Annotated in this window: 19 protein-coding genes; 16 read left to right on the top strand and 3 right to left on the bottom strand. The window is 38.6% G+C overall.

The annotated features are described in order from the left end of the window. Nucleotides 1-50: 50 nt before the first annotated feature. Nucleotides 51-995 carry a DHH family phosphoesterase gene (locus tag V7108_RS01210; protein WP_335513644.1) on the top strand — a complete coding sequence of 315 codons (945 nt, stop codon included), beginning with the start codon at nt 51-53 and terminating at the stop codon, nt 993-995. A gap of 225 nt (nt 996-1,220) precedes the next feature. Here the strand turns inward: V7108_RS01210 and ytrI are convergent, their stop codons facing one another. Then, complete coding sequence (gene ytrI / locus V7108_RS01205; protein WP_335513642.1) at nt 1,221-1,724, bottom strand: sporulation membrane protein YtrI; 504 nt, start codon at nt 1,722-1,724, stop codon at nt 1,221-1,223. Continuing rightward, nucleotides 1,721-2,056 (bottom strand): YtrH family sporulation protein, encoded by a 336-nt coding sequence (locus V7108_RS01200; RefSeq protein WP_132093129.1) that lies wholly within the window; start codon nt 2,054-2,056, stop codon nt 1,721-1,723. Before V7108_RS01200 ends, ytrI begins: the two co-directional genes overlap by 4 nt. A gap of 175 nt (nt 2,057-2,231) precedes the next feature. On the opposite strand from V7108_RS01200, the gene dnaE reads away from it, so the two are divergent. The 8 genes from dnaE (at nt 2,232) to V7108_RS01160 (ending at nt 13,444) form a co-directional block, all read left to right on the top strand. Beyond that, the gene (gene dnaE / locus V7108_RS01195; RefSeq protein WP_335567163.1) at nt 2,232-5,594 is read left to right on the top strand and encodes a DNA polymerase III subunit alpha; all 3,363 of its coding nucleotides are present in this window, start codon (nt 2,232-2,234) and stop codon (nt 5,592-5,594) included. Nucleotides 5,595-5,723: 129 nt separating this feature from the next. Then, nucleotides 5,724-6,962 carry an NAD(P)-dependent malic enzyme gene (locus tag V7108_RS01190; RefSeq protein ID WP_335513637.1) on the top strand — a complete coding sequence of 413 codons (1,239 nt, stop codon included), beginning with the start codon at nt 5,724-5,726 and terminating at the stop codon, nt 6,960-6,962. A 7-nt stretch (nt 6,963-6,969) separates the two neighbouring features. Next, complete coding sequence (locus V7108_RS01185; RefSeq protein WP_335567162.1) at nt 6,970-7,593, top strand: FadR/GntR family transcriptional regulator; 624 nt, start codon at nt 6,970-6,972, stop codon at nt 7,591-7,593. A gap of 201 nt (nt 7,594-7,794) precedes the next feature. After that, nucleotides 7,795-8,670 carry an acetyl-CoA carboxylase, carboxyltransferase subunit beta gene (gene accD, locus V7108_RS01180; protein WP_335513633.1) on the top strand — a complete coding sequence of 292 codons (876 nt, stop codon included), beginning with the start codon at nt 7,795-7,797 and terminating at the stop codon, nt 8,668-8,670. After that, nucleotides 8,664-9,638: an acetyl-CoA carboxylase carboxyl transferase subunit alpha gene (gene accA / locus V7108_RS01175; protein WP_335513631.1), complete on the top strand. Its 975-nt coding sequence runs from the start codon at nt 8,664-8,666 to the stop codon at nt 9,636-9,638. The genes accD and accA overlap by 7 nt, the downstream gene beginning before the upstream one ends. A gap of 310 nt (nt 9,639-9,948) precedes the next feature. Continuing rightward, nucleotides 9,949-10,908: a 6-phosphofructokinase gene (gene pfkA, locus V7108_RS01170; protein ID WP_335513629.1), complete on the top strand. Its 960-nt coding sequence runs from the start codon at nt 9,949-9,951 to the stop codon at nt 10,906-10,908. A 100-nt stretch (nt 10,909-11,008) separates the two neighbouring features. Further along, nucleotides 11,009-12,772, top strand: a complete 1,764-nt coding sequence (gene pyk / locus V7108_RS01165) for a pyruvate kinase (protein ID WP_335513627.1) — start codon at nt 11,009-11,011, stop codon at nt 12,770-12,772. A 285-nt stretch (nt 12,773-13,057) separates the two neighbouring features. After that, complete coding sequence (locus V7108_RS01160; protein WP_335567161.1) at nt 13,058-13,444, top strand: FxsA family protein; 387 nt, start codon at nt 13,058-13,060, stop codon at nt 13,442-13,444. Between the two features lie 42 nt (nt 13,445-13,486). Here V7108_RS01160 and ytvI read toward each other — a convergent pair whose 3' ends face one another. Further along, nucleotides 13,487-14,602: a sporulation integral membrane protein YtvI gene (gene ytvI, locus V7108_RS01155; RefSeq protein ID WP_335519802.1), complete on the bottom strand. Its 1,116-nt coding sequence runs from the start codon at nt 14,600-14,602 to the stop codon at nt 13,487-13,489. A 106-nt stretch (nt 14,603-14,708) separates the two neighbouring features. Here ytvI and V7108_RS01150 point away from each other — a divergent pair, with 106 nt between their 5' ends. From V7108_RS01150 to pnpS, 7 genes are all read left to right on the top strand, one after another. Then, a complete protein-coding gene (locus tag V7108_RS01150) occupies nt 14,709-15,170 on the top strand; it encodes a DUF441 domain-containing protein (protein ID WP_335567160.1) in 462 nt (153 codons plus the stop codon). Between the two features lie 370 nt (nt 15,171-15,540). Beyond that, nucleotides 15,541-16,659 carry a citrate synthase gene (gene citZ / locus V7108_RS01145; protein WP_335567159.1) on the top strand — a complete coding sequence of 373 codons (1,119 nt, stop codon included), beginning with the start codon at nt 15,541-15,543 and terminating at the stop codon, nt 16,657-16,659. 126 nt (nt 16,660-16,785) lie between these two features. Then, nucleotides 16,786-18,054 carry an NADP-dependent isocitrate dehydrogenase gene (gene icd / locus V7108_RS01140; RefSeq protein WP_335519810.1) on the top strand — a complete coding sequence of 423 codons (1,269 nt, stop codon included), beginning with the start codon at nt 16,786-16,788 and terminating at the stop codon, nt 18,052-18,054. Between the two features lie 107 nt (nt 18,055-18,161). Further along, entirely contained in the window at nt 18,162-19,100 is a 939-nt protein-coding gene (gene mdh, locus V7108_RS01135; RefSeq protein WP_335519813.1) for a malate dehydrogenase, read from the top strand. Between the two features lie 80 nt (nt 19,101-19,180). After that, nucleotides 19,181-19,657, top strand: a complete 477-nt coding sequence (locus V7108_RS01130; RefSeq protein WP_335567158.1) for a MaoC/PaaZ C-terminal domain-containing protein — start codon at nt 19,181-19,183, stop codon at nt 19,655-19,657. Between the two features lie 130 nt (nt 19,658-19,787). Then, on the top strand, nt 19,788-20,504 hold the full coding sequence (locus tag V7108_RS01125) for a response regulator transcription factor (RefSeq protein WP_335519820.1): 717 nt from the start codon (nt 19,788-19,790) through the stop codon (nt 20,502-20,504). Then, nucleotides 20,501-22,258, top strand: a complete 1,758-nt coding sequence (gene pnpS, locus V7108_RS01120; protein ID WP_335567157.1) for a two-component system histidine kinase PnpS — start codon at nt 20,501-20,503, stop codon at nt 22,256-22,258. The genes V7108_RS01125 and pnpS overlap by 4 nt, the downstream gene beginning before the upstream one ends. Nucleotides 22,259-22,260 lie beyond the last annotated feature (2 nt).

Genomic DNA, 22,260 nt, shown 5'->3' with positions numbered 1-22,260 from the left:
TTATTTTACCAAAATACTAGACATGCTTCAAAAACTATAGAGGTGATACCATGAATGAAAAAATTCTAGAAATGATTGAACAATATGAAACCATTATTGTTCACCGTCATGTCCGCCCGGACCCCGATGCATATGGGTCCCAATGTGGATTAGTAGAAATATTAAAAGTATCTTATCCGAATAAAAAGGTATTTGCTGTTGGGAAGGAAGAAAAGTCGCTCCATTTCATGCGCCGTCTAGACTCTATTCCAGATGAGCTTTATAAAGGGGCATTAGTCATTGTTTGTGACACTGCAAATGAGGAAAGAATTTGTGACAAACGCTATTCATTAGGTGATAAACTAATAAAAATTGACCATCACCCTAACGAGGATCCTTACGGTGATTTACTATGGGTTGATACAACGGCAAGTTCATGCAGTGAGATGATTTATGAATTTTATTTATTTGGTAAGGACCGCGGTTTAAAATTAAATGACGAAGCTGCCAGACTTTTATTTGGCGGTATAGTGGGGGATACAGGAAGATTCCTGTTTCCAAGTACAACGGACAAAACCTTTGCCTACGCCGGGGAACTTATTCATTATAATTTTTCCCGTACTGAACTTTTTGATAAAATGTATGAACTCGACGACAATATTATTAAATTAAACGGTTATGTGTTACAAAACTTTGAAATGCAGAGTAACGGTGTGGCTTCTGTCCTTCTAACCAAGAAGCTATTGGAAGAATACAATGCTGAGCCGCCAGAGGCCTCCTTACTTGTTGGAACATTAGGGAATGTTAAAGGAATTAAAGCATGGGTGTTCTTCATTGAAGAGGAAGACCAAATCCGGGTTCGTCTCCGCTCAAAGGGTCCAGTCATAAATGGAGTTGCCAGGAAGTTTAAAGGCGGCGGGCACCCGCTTGCTTCAGGTGCATCCATTCATTCCTGGGATGAAGTGGATCTAGTATTAAAAGAGCTAAGTCAAGTGTGTGAAAACTTTTCTTCATAAAGTCTGTTTTCGTATTGATTGTTGTTAAAATCTTAAAGCCGATTTTAACGTGGAAATAGTCATTTTGCTCTTTAGAATTTAGTTTGTAGGCTCTTTTCTTATTGGAATTACTCTATTTTCTGCGGAAACTTTAGCATAATCATTATATAGTTCCATAAAGCAACAAAGGTTTAAGAAAAGAGGCTCTATAAAAAAGAATCGACCCAAAATTGCGGGTCGATTCTTTTACTCTTCAAATTCGATTTCAAGCTGAATAGATAACGTGGTGAAGATTACCATTTCCTTAATTTTTAGTTTATATCTTTTATCCTGTATTTTAACGGTTTTAATATGAATGATTTTTTTTATTAATTCTCTGCTTTTATAAACGGTATCCATATCCTTTGCAATCATCATACTAATGTCATCTCTCACTGAGTCTTCTATTTCTGAAACACTTAGTGAGTCTAGCTTGTATTTTTCCGAATTTGTTATTTTTATATTGATTTTTTGAATCGTTAGCTGTTCAATTGTCCGTTTATTTATCTCTTTATATTCTTCCTGCCATATCTTCTTTTCGTTCTCCAGGTCAACAATCTTTTCGCTTTGTTTTTCAATGAGTGCGGTGTGTTCCTCCTGCCATACACCAAAAATATAAATGAAAATACACCAGCTGATCGCACCGCCGATCGCCATCCCGGCAAAAAGGCGCTGCCAAGCAGGTCTTCGATAAAATGGAGGGATTCTCACGATATATACTCCTGCGTTAACCAATTAATAATGAGTGCTCCTGTTTGGGCACCGCCTAATGCAGAAAGAATAATAAGAAGCTGCTTAAAAATATCTCTCGTTTCTGCGTTGAATAAGCCTCTCTCAAAGGTGTAGACGGCATCAAATGTCCCGCCAATCGCAGCGACAATTGCCCATATCCGTAAGTCTGTAGACAGTCGATATACAGCCGTCAGTGGTGGTTGTCCAGTTAGAAAGGCAGCGATTCCCCCTATTAAGGCACCGCCTAAAATAACTCCTAATGCAATAAAATAGCTCTCAATAAAAGTGGGAAAAAAACCAATCTCTTTCATCGCTTTAACCGCCCTTACTCCAATATCCTATGCATCATGTATATGGACAAACATCTCCGATTATGAATTATAAAAATAGGCGGCGTTTGTAAGCTGTAAATAAGAACATATTTTCCTTTTTTCAGGTTTGGCTCTATAATAAGGATAAGAGATTTACTAGGAAGGGTTGACAAAAATGTCTTTTATTCACCTTCACGTATATAGTGCATATAGCCTGTTGTCGAGCACAGCTTCCGTTCCTGAATTGGTACATCAGGCAAAGAATAAAGGTTTCAAAGCTGTAGCGTTAACGGACAGAAATGTCATGTACGGAACGATTGAATTTTATAAGTTATGTTTAAAAAATAATATCCAACCCATCATTGGGTTAACAGTAGATGTTGAAAGTGAAATTGAAAAAGAAAATTCATACCCCTTAGTCTTACTTGCTGAAAATGAAATAGGATTTAAAAACCTTTTGAAAATATCAAGTGCTGTTCAAACAAAAGCAGAAAATGGTATTCCTTTTAAATGGTTAAAACATTATGCTGAAGGTCTTATTGCCATTTCTCCTGGTATAGAAGGGGAAATTGAACAAAATTTACTGAGTGATCACCGAGAACAAGCAATTGAAATCATAAAAAACCTTGAGTCTATCTTTGGCAAAGGTTCTTTTTTTCTAGCACTCCAAAATCATCAACTAGAGGAGGAAGCTACCTTAACAGATAGAATTCAAACGATAGCGAAAGAACTGAATACTCCGTTGGCAGCAACAAATCGAGTACATTACATAGAGCAAGACGATATGTTTGCTCATGAGTGTTTACTAGCAATAAAGAATGGGGACAAACTTCAGGATGACCACCGTGAGAAATTGGGCAGTGACCAATTTTACTTGAAAACTGCAAAGGAAATGATCGAAGGATTTTCTGATATACCAGAAGCATTAGAGAATACGATTACTATCGCTAGAAGATGCATGGTAAATATTGAATTGAACAAAACTTATTTACCTGAATTCCCAACTGAAAATAGCCAGCCAGCCGAGAAATACTTAGAAAAACTCTGTAAACAAGGATTACGGGAGCGCTTTGATTCTCCAACCGAAGAACACTTGGAGCGCTTGGCATATGAATTATCGGTTATTAACTCAATGAAATTCAGTAATTACTTTTTAATTGTTTGGGATTTTATGAGATATGCTCGTGAGAATGGTATTTTGACGGGTCCAGGAAGGGGCTCAGCTGCTGGATCACTTGTAGCCTATGTCTTGTATATTACCGATGTTGATCCCTTAGCCCATAATTTACTATTTGAGCGCTTTTTAAATCCTGAGCGGATATCAATGCCAGATATTGATATTGATTTTCCGGATCACCGACGGGATGAAGTGATAGAATATGTCGCAAAGAAATATGGTGAATTACATGTTGCACAAATCGTAACGTTCGGAACACTGGCCGCAAAAGCAGCGATTAGGGATGTCGGCAGGGTCTTTGGACTAAATACGAAGGAACTGGAGCAATTATCAAGAAGAATCCCAGCGCGCTTAGGAATAAATCTGGAAGACGCATACAAAGAATCGCAGCCTTTAAGAGCTTTTATTAATGAAAGCCCGATAAATCGCAAGCTTTATGAAACAGCATTGAAGCTAGAGGGGCTGCCTCGTCACACGTCTACACATGCTGCAGGCGTAGTGATTAGTGAGAAGCAGCTGATTGAATTAGTGCCTATTCAAAAGGGACATAATCATGTTTATTTAACCCAGTATTCGATGGAGTATCTTGAAGAAATCGGGTTACTAAAAATGGATTTCTTAGGTTTAAGAAATCTTACGCTGATTGAATCAATCGTATCCACGATTCAGAAGAAAACAGGGAGAAAGATCGATATAAAATCCGTACCATTACAGGATGAAAAAACGTTCGAACTTTTAGCAAGAGGAGAGACAACTGGTATATTTCAGCTGGAATCTGAGGGAATGCGAAAGGTTTTGACTCGTCTGAAACCCTCCCGTTTTGAGGATATTGTCGCAGTTAATGCGTTATATCGGCCAGGTCCAATGGAAAATATCCCTTTGTTTATTGATAGAAAACATGGAAAACAAGCTGTGGAATATCCCCATAAGGATTTGGAACCCATTCTGGAAAATACCTATGGAGTCATTGTATACCAGGAACAAATAATGCAAATTGCCTCCAAAATGGCTGGTTTTTCTCTCGGGGAAGCTGACCTGCTGCGGAGGGCGGTAGGTAAAAAGCAAAAGGATGTATTGGACAGGGAGCGGGATCATTTTGTCAAAGGTGCTTTAAAGAAAGGGTATGAAGTTTCACTTGCAAATGATCTTTATGATTTAATTGTACGATTTGCAAATTATGGCTTTAATCGAAGCCATGCTGTTGCCTACAGTATGATTGCTTATCAGCTTGCCTATCTAAAAGCAAACTATCCTCTCTATTTTATGGCTGGCTTGCTCACTTCAGCAATCGGGAACGAGACAAAAATAGCTCAGTATATCTTGGAAACAAAACAAAAGGATATAGATATCCTGCCACCTTCGATCAATTACAGCGGGTATTCCTTCCAGGTAGAAAAGGCAGGTATTCGATATAGCCTCGCTGCCATTAAAAGTGTCGGCGCGCAAGCCTTAAGAGAAATCTTCCGAGAACGAAGAAATAAAAAGTTTGAGGATTTATTCGACTTTTGCACAAGAGTTTCATCCAAAGCAATCAATCGTAAAACCCTTGAGGCTCTAGTCCACTCTGGAAGCTTTGATGAATTTAACGAAGACCGGGCTGTCTTACTTGCAAGTTTGGATGTCGCCCTTGAACACGCCCAATTGTTTAAGGTAGACGAGTCAAGCCAAGTGGAATTATTTCCTGATGAATTTCAACTTAAGCCCAAGTATGTTCAGGTTGACCCTATTAGACTGGAAGATAAGCTGCTTTTTGAAAAAGAGGCTCTTGGATTCTACCTCTCAGACCACCCGGTATCGATCTTTGAAAAAGGGCTTAAACAAGCTGGTGCATGTGTATTGTTTGAGTTATCAGCGGACCATAAACGAGCAGCTGCTGGAGTTTACGTTACAGCCTCACGGAAAATCCGTACAAAAAAAGGGGATTCGATGGCATTTTTAAATGTAAGTGATTCTAGCGGTGAAATGGAAGCTGTTGCATTTCCGGTTGTATACAAGAAATATTCTCACCTTTTAGACCATGGAAAGTTTGCTGTGATAGAGGGGAAAGTAGAAGAACGAGATGGGAAGCTTCAGTTTATTATTCAGCAAGTAACTGAAATGGAAACATGGTTACGTACAAAAACGAAGAAGGAATCCATTTTATATCTAAAAATCGTTAAAGCAAAAGAAGATGAACAATCGTTAACCCATTTAAAGCAATTGTTTAAGGATAATCCTGGGGAAACGAATGTGGTTTTGCATTACGAGACTAGTAAAAAAACGATCAGGCTGGGGAGCGAATTTATGATTAAACCCAGCAATCATCTATTGGAAACATTGTGTGAATTTTTAGGAAATAAAAATGTTGTTTTGAAAGAATAATTCTTTACAACGCTTTCAAATGTGATATAGTTTAAATGATATGGGTGTGGTCTGACCACTAAAAAAACAACTTAGAATTACTAGTATTTAATGATAACTTTTTTGTACTAATTTAAGGGGTGACATATCTTGACGTTACGGGAAGAAGCACTACACATGCATCGAATTAACAAAGGAAAGCTTGAGTCTAAATCAAAAGTACCTGTAAGAAATGCCAAGGATCTGAGTTTAGCGTATTCACCAGGTGTGGCCGAACCGTGCAAGGATATTTATGAAAAGCCAGAAACGGTTTACGAATACACGATGAAGGGTAATATGGTTGCTGTAGTTACTGATGGTACAGCGGTTCTTGGTCTTGGAAATATCGGACCGGAAGCTGCACTTCCAGTTATGGAGGGTAAAGCAGTATTATTTAAGAGCTTTGCTGGCGTCGATGCCTTCCCAATTTGTTTAAACACTACCGATGTTGAGAAAATTATTGAAACCGTTAAGTTACTTGAGCCAACATTTGGCGGAGTAAATCTTGAAGATATCGCAGCGCCAAATTGCTTTGTGATAGAAGAAAGATTGAAAAAAGAAACCAATATTCCTATTTTTCATGATGATCAACATGGTACTGCCATTGTTACTGTAGCTGGTCTTGTTAATGCTCTGAAGCTGATTGGGAAAAAAATAACCGAAATCAAGGTTGTTGCCAATGGTGCGGGTGCTGCTGGAATTGCCATTATAAAGTTATTACACAGCTATGGTGTAAGAGATATCATCATGTGTGATACAAAAGGTGCAATTTATGAAGGCCGCCCTCAAGGTATGAATGATGTGAAGGCAGAAGTAGCAAAATTTACAAATCGAGATAATCTTACTGGAAGCCTCGAAGAGGTTATAAAGGGTGCGGATGTATTTATTGGTGTTTCTGTTGCAGGAGCACTTACAAAAGAAATGGTTGCTTCCATGAATAAAGATTCAATTATTTTTGCAATGGCGAACCCTACTCCAGAAGTCATGCCGGATGAGGCAAAAGAAGCAGGAGCTAGAGTGGTAGGTACAGGAAGATCAGACTTTCCAAACCAAGTAAATAATGTACTGGCTTTCCCTGGAATTTTCCGTGGTGCCCTAGACGTTCGCGCGACACACATAAATGAAGAAATGAAGGTAGCGGCTGTTGAGGCCATTGCTGGTTTGATAACGGACGCAGAGCTAAACGAGGATTATGTGATCCCAGCACCTTTTGATCCAAGAGTGGCTCCAGCTGTTGCTTCGGCAGTTGCAAAAGCGGCTATGGATACCGGAGTGGCTCGTATTAAGGTTGACCCTGAAGATATAAAAGAAAAAACAAAAAGGCTCGCTATTATTGGTAAAAGTGAGTGATTAGCTAGTGGCAAATACAAAGGTATACCTAGAGATAGTTAAGCAACTAAGAGAGATGATATCTGCAGATAAGTTAAAATCTGGAGATAAAATCCCATCTGAACGGGAATTGTCAGAGCGCCTGAATGTCGGGCGCTCTTCTGTTCGAGAGGCCTTAAGAGCTTTGGAATTACTTGGTTTAATTGAAACAAGACGTGGTGAAGGTACGTTCATCAGGGATTTTCAGGGAAACCAGCTTGTGCAGCTGCTTGGCACCTTTATTCTTCAAGATGAAAAAGCAAAGCACGATGTAATTGAAACAAAGAACCTAATGGAAATGGATTTACTTCGATTAGTTCTAAAGAGAGCAGACAAAAAGGAATTATTACAGATAAGAAATTTGGTTGAAAATGAACAATTAAACGACGATCAATTCTTTTATCAACTAATTAAAATTGCGGATAATTATTTGTTTTCAAGAATTTGGTTAGTATTAAAGGATTATTACAATTCTGTTCATTTAGAAAAAGTAGTGTATAATAGGAACATCTTATTTCTGTTAATAGATGCATTGATTGAAAAAGATGAGGAAAAGACTTTATCCTTGTATCGGCAATTAAGAAATTTGTCTATTATTACCGACAAATACTAACAGATTTTGAAGGATTTTTCCTTTATAGTGATAGACAAGCAAACAAGCCCTTCTCAATGGGCATTTTTCATTTTAAGGTGGTCTGACCAGTTTTTAACGCTTAGGTTTGAAATATCATTGTTTAAGGAAAGACTTCAATATAAGATCATAAAAACTTGCCGTTTGGCTTGATTTTTTTCCAACGAGGGAGGTTTGGGCAAATTGCTTAAAGAACTTTTTACAAAAAATACACCTAAAAAGAAAAAATACGCAACGATTCCTACCGAGGCTGCAAAAAGTGATGTACCGGAAGGGATTATGACAAAGTGTCCATCATGTAAAACCATTATGTATACAAAAGAATTAACGAAAAATATGAAGGTTTGCTTGCAGTGTGGATATCACTTTGCTATGAACGCAAAAGAGCGGATAGCCAGCTTTTTAGATGAGGACAGCTTTGTAGAAATCAATGATAACATGGTATCTGAAAATCCCTTAAACTTCCCGGATTATCTTGAAAAAGTAGAAAAAGACCGTCAAAAAACAAAAATGAATGAAGCAGTAGTAACGGGCTGTGGAAGTGTAAACGGAAATAAGCTTGTTTTAGCTGTAATGGATTCTACATTTAGGATGGGAAGCATGGGGTCCGTTGTAGGTGAGAAGATCACTCGTGCAATTGAGAAGGCTGATGAACTGTCCGTACCATTTATTATTTTTACTGCATCGGGCGGTGCCAGAATGCAAGAAGGTGTTTTAAGTTTAATGCAAATGGCAAAAACGAGCGTTGCATTAAAACGATTTAGTGAAAATGGGGGACTTATTATCTCAATGATGACCCACCCAACAACGGGCGGTGTTTCAGCGAGCTTTGCGTCACTGGGTGACTACAACTTTGCAGAACCAGGTGCACTAATTGGTTTTGCTGGCCGCCGGGTGATTGAACAATCGATTCGTGAGGAACTCCCTGAAGATTTTCAAACAGCTGAATTCTTATTAAAGCATGGTCAGCTTGATGCGATCATTTCTCGTCCTGAATTAATCGACAAAATCACAAACTTACTTGAAATTCATCAACCAGGAGGTGAGCTCGGATGGTAGGAGAATTAGAATTTGAACGTCCAATCGTACAACTGCGGGACAAAATCGCCGAACTAAAAGAGTTTACAAAAACCGCAGATGTTGATTTATCTTCAGAAATTGAAAAATTAGAATCAAGGCTTGAAAAACTTGAAAAAGATATCTATAACAACATTAAACCATGGGACCGTGTGCAGATTGCGCGTCATCCAAATCGACCGACCACATTGGATTATGTTGATAACCTGTTTGAAGGATTTTTTGAATGCCATGGAGATAGAGCTTTTGGAGATGATGAAGCAATTGTCGGTGGTGTTGCCAAATTTCGAGGTCTGCCGGTTACGGTGATAGGACATCAAAGAGGAAAAGATACCAAAGAAAATATTCGCAGAAATTTTGGAATGCCTCATCCTGAAGGCTACAGAAAAGCTTTGCGGTTAATGAAGCAAGCCGATAAGTTTAAGCGTCCAATCATTTGTTTTATTGATACAAAAGGTGCCTACCCAGGAAAAGCTGCCGAAGAGCGAGGTCAAAGTGAAGCTATAGCACGTAACCTTTTTGAAATGGCCGGGCTAAAAGTTCCAGTCATTTGCATCGTTATTGGTGAAGGCGGAAGTGGTGGTGCGTTAGCTTTAGGAGTAGGTAACCGCATGTATATGCTTGAAAACTCAACTTACTCTGTTATCTCACCAGAAGGTGCTGCTGCTATTCTTTGGAAAGACTCTTCACTTGCAAAAAAGGCTGCTGAGTCTATGAAGATAACGGCACCTGATTTGAAGGAGCTTGGCATCGTTGATGATATTATCCCAGAAATTAAAGGTGGGGCACATAAAGACGTAAAAGGTCAAGCGGAGGCGATTGACAACTTCCTGAAGAAATCCTTAAAGGAACTTTTAGAATTATCAGAAGAGGAATTAATCGTAGATCGCTATAATAAATTTAGAACAATTGGAGAATATTCCTTTTTAAAAGATTATATAAGTATCTAAAAACGTGCTTACAGAGCGCGTTTTTATTATTTTGGAGATTTCACACATTTGTCAATAAATTACCATTATCTGTTAATGTTGGCGTTACCATTTTTCTATTAAGCGTTTCCAGTTTACCGACAATTCCGTCTATTAATTTTACTAATGTGATTAAGTTGTTATAGGTAACTCTTCATGGTATTTTATAAATATTCCCGGCTTTTATGTGAATAATAGATAAAGTACCGTTGGACCTATTTCATATACTTGAAAAAAGAATTCTATCATGGCTATACATACAATTTTAATAAATAAGCATGAGGTGGTATAAATGAAAAAAATTGGTGTTTTGACTAGCGGCGGTGACTCACCTGGAATGAACCCGGCTATTCGGGCGGTTGTCCGAAAGGCAATCTATCATAACGTTGAGGTTTATGGGATTTATGGTGGATACACTGGACTCATTTCTGGAAAAATAAAAAAACTTGAACTTGGCTCTGTAGGTGATATTATTCATCGCGGAGGAACAGTGCTGCAAACAGCACGCTGTCCAGAATTTAAAACACCAGAGGGACAGCAAAAGGGAATTGAACAGTTAAAAGCACATGGTATTGAAGGAATCGTTGTTATAGGCGGCGATGGTTCTTATCAAGGTGCCAGAGCATTGACACAACAAGGCTTTCCATGCGTGGGTGTGCCTGGAACGATTGATAACGATATTCCTGGTACTGAAGCTACCATTGGTTTTGATACAGCCTTAAACACCGTTATTAATGCATTAGATAAAATCCGTGACACTGCAACATCTCATGAAAGAACCTTTGTCATTGAGGTAATGGGAAGGGACGCAGGGGACCTAGCATTGTATGCTGGATTAGCCGGTGGTGCAGAAACCATACTAATCCCTGAAGAAGTCTATGATTTGGATGAGATCGTAGACAGACTTCGCAAGGGACAGGAACGCGGGAAAAAGCATAGTATCATTATTGTGGCTGAAGGAGTTTGCAACGGCAATGATATTGCCAAACAGCTTAAAGAAGCAACTAACTTTGATGTTAGATTATCTGTACTTGGGCATATACAACGCGGTGGTTCACCAACAGCAGCTGATAGAGTGCTGGCAAGCCGCTTGGGAGCAAGAGCAGTCGAATTATTAATTGAGGGCAAGGGCGGACGTGCTGTGGGAATTGAAAAAAATAGCCTTGTGGATTACGATATCGTCGAAGCTTTAGAAAGAAAGCATAAGCTAGACCTGGAACTTGTAAAACTTTCAAAAGAATTATCTATCTAGGCTGTTTTCTTAAAGATTGTTGTTAAAGTCTTAAGGTCGATTTTAATGTAAAATAGTTATTTCGCGCAAAGTACTAGCTGAATTATAGGAGGAAACAAAGATGTTACGTAAAACGAAAATCGTATGTACGATTGGTCCTGCAAGTGAAAGTATAGAAAAGTTAACTCAATTGATGGAATCCGGAATGAATGTAGCACGCTTGAATTTCTCCCATGGTGACTATGAAGAACATGGTCAGAGAATCCAAAACATTCGTGAAGCAACGAAAATGACTGGTAAAACAGTTGCGATTCTCCTTGATACCAAAGGTCCTGAAATCCGCACAAATAATATGGTAAATGGAGCAATTGAACTTACATCAGGGGATAACATTATTGTTTCAATGACTGAAGTCGAAGGTACCACAGAGAAGTTTTCAATTACATATCCTGGATTAATTGATGATGTTCACGTGGGCTCTAAAATTTTATTAGATGACGGTCTTATTGGACTAGAAGTCCTTGATATTGATAAGGAACAAGGTGAAATTCATACCAAAATCCTTAACACTGGAACCTTGAAAAACAAAAAAGGTGTGAACGTTCCAGGAGTTTCTGTAAAGCTTCCAGGTATCACTGAAAAAGATACAAATGATATTCTTTTCGGTATTGAGCAAGGTGTGGATTTTATCGCGGCTTCATTTGTTCGTCGTGCAAGTGACGTATTGGAGATTCGTCAGATCCTAGAAGAAAAGCAAGCGACACATGTTCATATTATTCCTAAGATTGAAAACCAAGAGGGCGTCGATAATATTGATGAAATCCTTGAAGTTTCTGATGGTTTAATGGTAGCTCGTGGCGATCTTGGCGTGGAAATCCCAGCAGAAGAAGTACCGCTAGTGCAAAAAATGTTAATTAAGAAATGTAATGCACAAGGTAAACCTGTTATAACTGCTACACAAATGCTTGATTCCATGCAGCGGAATCCTCGTCCAACACGTGCAGAAGCAAGTGATGTTGCCAATGCGATCTTTGATGGCACAGATGCTATCATGTTATCCGGTGAAACGGCTGCAGGAGTATATCCAGTTGAAGCTGTACAAACTATGCACAATATTGCTTCTAGAGCAGAACAGGCTTTAGACCATAAAGAAATTCTATCTGCACGCAGTAAAAATACAGAACACAATCTTACGGATGCCATTGGCCAGTCAGTTGCTTATACTGCTTTAAATCTTGATGTAAATGCAATTATTACACCAACTGAGAGTGGACATACCGCTAGAATGATTTCAAAATACCGTACAAAGGCACCAATTGTGGCAGTTACTGCCAACGAGCAAGTTTGCCGCCGTCTATCACTTGTTTGGGGTGTATATTCCCAACTTGGCAGAATATGCAGCTCTACTGACGAAATGCTCGATAGTGCTGTTGAAGAAAGTGTAAACAGCGGAATCGTCAAACATGGTGATTTAGTTGTCATCACTGCTGGTGTTCCAGTTGGTGAAACAGGCACAACCAACTTAATGAAAATTCATGTGGTCGGTGATATCATCGTAAGAGGCCAAGGAATCGGCCGTAAGTCTGCATTTGGTAAAGTGGTAATTGCCAATAATGCGCAGGAAGCAATCGATAAAGTTAAACCAGGTTCCATTTTAGTTACGCTTGGCTCCGACCGTGACATGGTACCGGCGATTGAAAAATGTGCGGCCTTGATTACGCAAGAAGGCGGGTTAACCAGCCATGCAGCAGTCGTCGGACTTAACCTAGGAATACCAGTCATTGTGGGTGTTGAAAACGTCCTAGAACTGTTCAGAGATGGCCAAGAGATAACAGTTGACGGAACAAGAGGTGTCATCTATAACGGGCATGCAAGTGTCCTCTAATGAGAAAAGCGGAAGCGCCCTGGTCAGCGGCGTATGGCCTGGAGCACTCCAACTGAGATAAAGGAAACACGAAGAGCCGGAGGCGATTCGATGTTGACTTATCGTAGGGCGGAGAGCGAAGGACACTAGCCGCTAGGGCGCTGGATCTGGACAGTAAACAAAGTTTAAGAACTATAACATACTTATTTTTAGAAAAAGGAAGGGATTACCCCTTCCTTTTTTTGAGCATTTTTTCACCCATTCGGTATATAATGTATACAAGCTGGTTTTGAAGGAGATTAAAACATGCGCTATTTGGCTTTATCAATTATTGTGATACCCGCAATCGATATTGGGGTGCTGTTATTATCAGGTAAAACATTCGGTTTTTTACCAACCCTAGCATTTATTATCTTAACAGGAGTTGTGGGAGCCTATTTGGCAAAAAGAGAAGGACTGCAAACCATAAAAAAAGCACAGGAACAACTTGCCTACGGTCAAATTCCTGGTGACTCAGTCTTGGATGGCATTTGTATATTAATTGGCGGCACACTTCTATTAACACCTGGTTTTATCACTGACGTATTCGGATTCTTTCTGTTATTTCCTCCAACAAGAAAGCCATTTAAATTCCTTATGATTAACGCTATACGCAGGCGAATCGAAAAAGGGAATATAAAGATAATCAAATAAAAAAACGTCAACTCCTAATGTTGGGGTTGACGTTTTTATTTATTAGTCTTCTTTTCCTTTAATAAAAGCCCACAAATCATGAAAAACATTTGCACGATAGAGCGTGCTTATGATAACAAGGGCAACGGGACCGACGATTAGTCCTAGGAAACCAATTAATTTAAACCCGACAAACAACGCGATTAAGGTGGCCAATGGATCGAGACCAATATTGGACGAAAGAATTTTAGGCTCCATAACTTGTCTCTGAACTAAGACGAGTAAATAAAGTACTCCTAATCCCACGGCAAGTCCCATATCCCCAGCAATGATTTCATAAATAATCCATGGCACAAAAACAGCGCCAGTGCCCAAGTAGGGAATAATATCAACCATCCCCGTGATTAAGGCGATCGTAATTGCGTAATCAACCCGAAGGACCAAGAGCCCAATTAAAATAATGACGGTTGTAATGGAGATAAGTGTTAGCTGAGCCTTCAAAAAGCCAAATAGGGCCTTTTGCAGATCAATAAATACGGTTTTACCACTTGTTTTAGCTTTCTCAGGTAGTATTTTGTTTCCAAGTTGAGAAAACCGCTGCCAATCCTTACTAATAAAGAAAGTGGCTAATAATGAGAAAATAAGCACCGTTGCGGCATTTGGAAACCAGGATAAAATCACAGGAATATTGCCAAAGAGATTTTGAATGAACGTTCCCACAGTGGATCCAATCGTGGCACCCACATTTTGTATGTTTGATATAATGGTATTTTGTTGTCCATCCTCTAACTGGTTAAACATGCTGGTTAATTGATTATAGAGAGGGATAATTTGAGCAGTAATGTATTCTTCAATGTAACCGATTAATGTATCCAAATGCTCCGGTACCACTCTAGCCAGATAATTTGCTCCGGAGACGATTTCCGCTACCAAGAGTGTAACTAAGCCAACAGCTAAGGCGAAAATAATAATTAAAGCTACAAAAACAGCTAATCCCCGAGGCATTCGAAGTTTCTTTTCAAAAGCATTAACAATTGGATTAATAAAAAATGCAATAACTAAGGCAATTAGAAATGGATAGGTCACCTTTGACAAATAATAAAAAGATAGAAGTGCAAGAACTACACTGCCAATGACCAAAATAAATCTCATGGTTCTGTACAAGTACTTTTTATCCAATAACATGCCTCCTTAACCAGTCAACTAGGTACTTTAAGTTTAACATTTTTTGTACAAAACTGCATGATTTTCCATATTAGATTCGAGAAAAGGATGAGTGAAATGGATGTTTAATGAGTCGTTTTTATTCTTATTGCTGCTATTGATTATTGGAATTATTGCAAAAAACCAATCCTTGATCATTGCTATCGTCGTTTTACTTGTATTAAAATTGAGTGGACTTGAAACAAAAACCTTCACTTTTATACAGAGTAAAGGAATAAACTGGGGAGTTACTGTTATTACGATTGCCGTTTTAGCACCGATTGCTTCGGGAGAAATTGGTTTCAAGGACCTTTCTGGTGCCTTTAAATCATCATTAGCTTGGGTGGCACTGATTTCAGGAATAGCCGTTGCCTTACTTGCCAAGGGCGGGGTCTCACTATTAGAAGATGACCCACATATTACAACGGCACTAGTTCTAGGAACGATTTTGTCTGTATCAATCTTTAAAGGTGTGGCCGTAGGTCCATTAATTGGGGCAGGAATAGCCTATACAGCCATGAAAATAATCAACTTTTTTAGTTAGATATTTTGTAAAATAATATTTTTTTGAACTTTTCGGCTCCTTTTCGTTCACAAAAATCTGATAATTGTTTATAATAGGACTTGAAAGCGTATCCTTTTTTACATAAGTCACATAAATATGCTAGATTACTTGGTAATAACTTTTTTTAATAAAGAAAAGGTTATTCAATTTGCTGGCTTTAACCCGAGCAAGCGCTCAATCTAGATATTTGTTTGATGGGTGCGCGCGTTAGTAATTCATATGCAAAATTTGAAATGAAGAGTTTCTTTCAACATGGCTGTAATTAATAACAATTTTCAGCTGATAAAAATAATTCTTTTTTTACAGAGATGGACAATGGGGAAATTAGAAAGCGAAGGAGAGATTTTCTATGACAGTAACACGCGGTCTTGAAGGGGTAGTGGCAACAACTTCTTCTATCAGCTCAATCATTGACGATACGTTGACCTATGTTGGGTATAACATCGATGATTTAGCTCAAAATGCAAGTTTCGAAGAAGTTATTTATTTGTTATGGCACCGTAAATTACCGACAGAACCTCAATTAGCTGAATTGAAACAGCAGCTAGCTGACAACGCGGCATTACCAAAAGAAGTGATTGAGCACTTTAACATGTATCCGATTGATAAAGTTCATCCAATGGCTGCGCTTCGTTCAGCAGTATCATTGTTAGGACTTTATGATGAAGAGGCAGACTTGATGGACGCTGAGTCAAACTATCAAAAGGCTATTCGACTACAAGCTAAAATGCCTGCAATTGTAGCTACTTTTGCACGTGTCAGAAAAGGTCTTAAGCCAATTGCTCCAAAAACAAATTTAGGCTTTGCGGCAAACTTCCTTTATATGTTAACAGGTAATGAGCCGGATAAAATTGCAGTCGATGCATTAGATAAGGCCCTTGTCTTACATGCAGACCACGAACTTAATGCTTCCACATTTACGGCAAGAGTTTGTGTTGCAACTCTATCAGATGTTTATTCCGGTATTACAGCTGCAATCGGAGCACTTAAAGGTCCACTTCATGGCGGTGCGAATGAAGCAGTAATGAAAATGCTTAAAGAAATTGGCACAATCGAAAATGTTGAGCCATATGTTCGCGGAAAGCTCGAAAACAAGGAAAAAATCATGGGCTTTGGACACCGAGTTTATCGCTTAGGCGATCCTCGTGCCAAGCACTTAAGAGAAATGTCTAAAAAGTTAACAGAGCTTACAGGCGAGCCTCATTGGTATGAGATGTCTGAAAAGATAGAAAGCATCGTTACAGGCGAAAAGAAATTACCGCCAAACGTAGATTTCTACTCTGCGTCTATGTACCACAGCTTAGGTATTGACCATGATTTATTTACACCGATTTTTGCTGTAAGCAGGGTTTCTGGATGGCTGGCTCATATCTTAGAACAGTATGATAACAACCGTTTAATTCGTCCGCGTGCGGAATATACTGGTCCCGGCATGCAGACATACGTTCCAATTAACCAAAGAGGTTAATTAATTATTTTACTTTTTTGAAAAAAATTGGTCTAATAGGATTGTATCCTTTGGTTAGAGATACGTATCTCTAACCAAGGAATCAATCTATTGATTGCTTTTTACATACGGAGGGAGACTTTAATCATGACAGGCGAAAAAATCACAGTTACCAATGGAGTATTGAATGTACCAAACAATCCAGTTATCCCATTTATCGAGGGAGACGGAATTGGTCCAGATATTTGGGCAGCTTCCGAGAGAGTTTTAAATGCAGCAGTTGAAAAAGCCTATAAAGGTGAGAAGAAAATCGTTTGGAAAGAAGTTCTTGCGGGGGAAAAGGCTTTTAACCAAACTGGTGAATGGCTTCCACAAGAAACACTTGATCTAATCAACGAATATTTGATTGCAATCAAAGGCCCGCTTACAACACCTGTTGGCGGCGGTATTCGTTCATTGAACGTAGCTTTGCGCCAAGAGTTAGATTTATTTGTATGCTTACGACCAGTTAGATGGTTTGAAGGTGTTCCTTCTCCTGTAAAGCGTCCGCAAGATACGGATATGGTTATTTTCCGTGAAAACACTGAAGATATCTATGCAGGAATCGAATATGAAAAAGGCACAGAAGCTGTTAAAAAAGTAATCAACTTCCTACAAAACGAAATGGGTGTTACGAAAATCAGATTCCCTGAAACTTCAGGTATTGGTATTAAGCCAGTTTCTGAAGAAGGAACTTCTCGTCTTGTACGCGCAGCGATTAACTATGCCATTAAAGAAGGCCGTAAATCTGTTACGCTTGTTCACAAAGGAAATATCATGAAATTCACAGAAGGCGCGTTCAAAAACTGGGGTTATGAGCTTGCTGAAAAAGAATTTGGTGAAAAAGTGTTTACATGGGCTCAATATGATCGCATTAAGGCTGATCAAGGTACAGACGCTGCAAATAAAGCACAGGCTGAAGCTGAAGCAGCTGGAAAGATTATTGTAAAAGATGCAATTGCTGATATCTTCTTACAGCAAATTCTTACACGTCCACGTGAGTTTGATGTTGTAGCAACTATGAACTTAAACGGGGACTTCATTTCTGATGCGCTTGCTGCACAAGTAGGCGGAATTGGAATTGCTCCTGGAGCAAACATCAACTATGAATCTGGTCATGCTATTTTCGAAGCAACACATGGTACAGCTCCAAAATACGCAGGACTTGATAAGGTAAATCCTTCATCTGTTATCCTTTCAGGTGTATTACTGCTTGAGCACTTAGGCTGGAATGAAGCAGCTACTATGGTTATTAAGTCAGTAGAAAAAACGATCGCTTCTAAAGTAGTAACCTATGACTTCGCTCGTTTAATGGATGGAGCAACAGAAGTTAAAACATCTGAATTTGCAGATGAATTAATTAAGAACATGGAATAATTAGTAGGCTAGTGCACCTAGAGAAAACTTGACATGGATAATCAGGGCTGTTTTCGAACAGCCCTTTCGACTATCGACAATAATACTTTCAAAGGGGAGAGTTAAAAATGTCTTTACAGCGTAAAAAGGTTTCCGTAATTGGTGGAGGTTTCACTGGTGCTACAACTGCATTCTTACTTGCTCAAAAAGAATTGGGCGATGTCGTTCTGGTTGATATCCCTCAAATGGAAAATCCTACTAAAGGAAAAGCATTAGACATGCTTGAAGCTAGTCCAGTACAAGGATTTGATTCGAATATCACTGGTACCTCTAATTACGAAGATACTCGTGATTCTGATATCGTTGTTATTACTGCAGGTATTGCTCGTAAGCCTGGAATGAGCCGAGATGACTTAGTTCAAACCAACCAAAAGGTAATGAAAAGTGTTACAAAGGAAATTGTAAAGTATTCTCCAAACTGTATAATCCTTGTATTAACCAATCCGGTTGATGCCATGACTTATACGGTATTTAAAGAATCAGGATTCCCTAAAAACCGTGTAATCGGTCAATCTGGTGTATTGGATACTGCTCGTTTCCGTACATTCGTTGCACAAGAATTAAATCTTTCTGTGAAAGATATTACCGGCTTTGTATTAGGTGGTCATGGTGACGATATGGTTCCACTTGTACGCTATTCCTATGCAGGTGGGATTCCATTAGAAACCTTAATCCCTAAAGATCGTTTAGAGGCTATTGTCGAGCGTACTAGAAAAGGCGGCGGCGAAATCGTTAATTTACTAGGAAACGGCAGTGCCTATTATGCTCCTGCAGCTTCCCTAGTAGAGATGTGTGAGGCAATCTTAAAAGACCAGCGTCGTGTTCTTCCTTCGATTGCCTATCTTGAAGGAGAATTTGGATACGAAGGTATCTACCTTGGTGTGCCAACCATCCTTGGTGCAAACGGAATTGAAAAAGTAATTGAGCTTGATCTAACAGCTGAAGAGAAAGCTGCATTAGACAAGTCCGTTGAATCCGTTCAAAACGTAATGAAAGTATTAGTTTAATAAACTAGAAATTCGGGGAAAAACTTTTCCTCGAATTTTTTCTACCGCACGATGAAACCGTTTACAAAGGAGGCCGCTAAATGCTTTTAGGAAAAAAAAGAAAACTAGGAAGAGAAATTAAAGAAATATCAGTCGGGGAAAAACTAGCATTAACTGAAAAAATCGAGGATAAGGACATTCTTCTTTTTTTAGGGCTTACCGATGATGCCAATCCCCTATTTATTCAACATGATTATGCATCCCAAACACCTTTCAAAAAGCCGATTGTCCCCAGCGTTATGCTTACAGGAATGATTACATCGGCTGTTTCAAAATATTTACCTGGGCCTGGAAGCCATATTATCAGCCAGGAAATCAATTTCCCTAAGCCTGTTTACCACTATGCAACTGTCGAGTTATTGTTAGAGGTTGTTCAAATCGATCACGATGACCATACCGTGGCAATTACAGTTGTTGGGACAAATGAAGAAAACGAAGTTGTTATAACTGGAAAATTAATGGTTTGCCCTCCCTATCGCTTAGGTGGAATGGATGGTACTGTGTTAGATAATTTTTAATACGGTACGATCTGAAAAGGAATGTGCTCACACATTCCTTTTTTTGTGGTTAAGTTGGATAGGAGGTAATCTTTTTGGTTCTATATTATAATGAAAATGTGAAGATTTAAACATACACGCGGAGGGGAATATGAAGAATAAGGTACTTGTTGTAGATGATGAACAGTCAATTGTCACTTTGCTCCAATATAATTTGGAAAAAGCAGGGTATGATGTAATAACAGCCATGGATGGATTGACGGGCAAACAATTAGCAGAAACAATGGCACCTGATATTATTGTTTTAGATCTGATGCTGCCAAATATGGACGGTATAGAAGTCTGTAAACAGCTTCGTCAACAAAAAATCATGACTCCGATTCTTATGTTAACGGCTAAAGATGATGAGTTCGATAAAATATTGGGCCTAGAGCTAGGTGCAGATGATTATATGATCAAGCCCTTTAGTCCAAGAGAAGTAGTTGCCAGGGTAAAAGCAATCCTAAGAAGAATCCAAATACAAACAATTAATAAGGAAGAAGAACAACCGGATACATCAATCATTGCGATTGGAAACCTGCAGATTTATCCTGAGAAATATGAAGCGTATTTTAAAGGGAAGCAATTGGAAATTACGCTAAAAGAATATGAGTTGCTGCATTATTTAGCTCAAAATAAAAATCGAGTTTTAACTCGTGATCAGTTACTAAGTGCTGTTTGGAATTACGAATTTGCTGGTGATACTCGGATTGTTGATGTACATATTTCTCATCTGAGGGAGAAAATTGAAGCTGATACGAGGAAACCAATTTATATCAAAACAGTGCGTGGGTTGGGATATAAACTCGAGGAGCCAAAGACGGAATGAATAGATTTCGGTCTAAGCTCCTTTTCGCCCTTATCTCATTAGTTGTCATTGGTTTGGTCGGATTGGGGATATTACTTGGTCAGCTATTTAAAAGCAATTACCTTGATACATATAATGAACGGCTAAATAAAGAAGGCAGCTTACTAAAGCTTTATATTGAAAATAATGGCGGAGTGAACTCAATCAATCAGGATCAGGTAAACGAAATAAGCCAAATGCTAGATGTAAGGCTCGCCATTACAGACGCCAATGGCGTTCTTCTGTTTGACAGTGGGAAACAGTCAAATTTAAACGGGATTAAAGAAAACATTAATGAGGTTTTAAAGGAAAAACCTGAGAACGAAACGAAGCTGGTAGAACACGATGAATACGACCTGCACTATTCATGGAAACCCGTTTTAAAAGCTGGGAAGTTAGAAGGATATATCTTCATCATTACTAAAACGAGTGAACTTCAAAAGGCATATGGACAAATATGGTTAATTTTATCCATAAGTTTAGTTATTGCATTAGTTGTCTTCATCTATCTTGGATATAGAATAACAGCACGTTATTCAAAACCAATTGAAGCAGCTACCCATGTCGCCATCGAATTAGCTGAAGGAAATTACTGGGCAAGAGTAGAAGGTGATGAACGAAGCGAAACAAGGATGTTAAGTTCATCCATTAATGTGCTTGCCAAAAATCTTCAAGAGATGAGTAAAGCGCAGGAAATTCAGCAGGATCGTTTAAGTGCACTGATTGAAAATATGGGTGCTGGGCTTCTGTTAATCGACAGCGGCGGATTTATAAATCTTATCAATAAGGGATACACTGAAATTTTCCATGTAATATCTACTAATTACCTAAATAAAGCTTATTACGAAGTGATTGAGCAGGAAGAAATCCGCAATGTCATAGGGGAAGTTTTTCGGACAGAACAAAAGGTAAAAAAACATTTGTTGTTACCATTGGGTATTGAAAGAAGGTACTTCGATGTTCAAGGGATACCGATCATCGGAATTAATAATGTCTGGAAAGGTGTTTTACTGGTATTCCATGATATTACAGAAATTAAAAAGCTTGAACAAATGCGAAAAGATTTTGTTGCCAATGTCTCTCATGAACTAAAAACACCGGTCACCTCTATCAAAGGATTTACCGAAACGTTGATTGATGGTGCGATGAACAATCAGGATACACTGGAAGCATTTTTATCCATTATCCATAAAGAAAGCGATCGAATGCAAAAGCTTATCCAAGATCTCCTTGATTTTTCAAAAATTGAGCAGCACGGGTTTAAGCTGTACATTCAGAATTTGGATCTCTTAGAATTAATTAATGAAGTGATCACCATGCTGGATAAAAAAGCAAAATTAAAGAATATTCGTCTAGAACTTGAGATTAATAGGGAAGAATTATATATACAGGGAGATTATGACCGATTAAAGCAGGTTTTTATTAATCTAATAAGTAATGCCATTTTGTATACACAGCCAAATGGAAATGTGAAAATATCACTATTTGATCACGAGAAAACCGTGAAAATACATGTGAAAGATTCAGGTGTAGGAATTAAAAAAGAGGAAATCCCAAGGATATTTGAACGATTTTATCGTGTGGATCGGGCACGAGCCCGTGATTCAGGCGGGACAGGTCTTGGATTAGCGATCGTAAAACATTTAGTTGAAGCGCATCATGGAAACATCAACGTGAGAAGTACGGTTGGTGAAGGCAGTGAATTTATCATCGAATTACATAAATATATTAATTAACC

The organism is Neobacillus vireti, from assembly GCF_036962345.1.
Taxonomy (GTDB): domain Bacteria; phylum Bacillota; class Bacilli; order Bacillales; family Cytobacillaceae; genus Neobacillus; species Neobacillus vireti_A.
The sequence above is the reverse complement of the archived record's forward strand: the minus strand, read 5'-3'. Positions and strand labels throughout refer to the sequence as shown.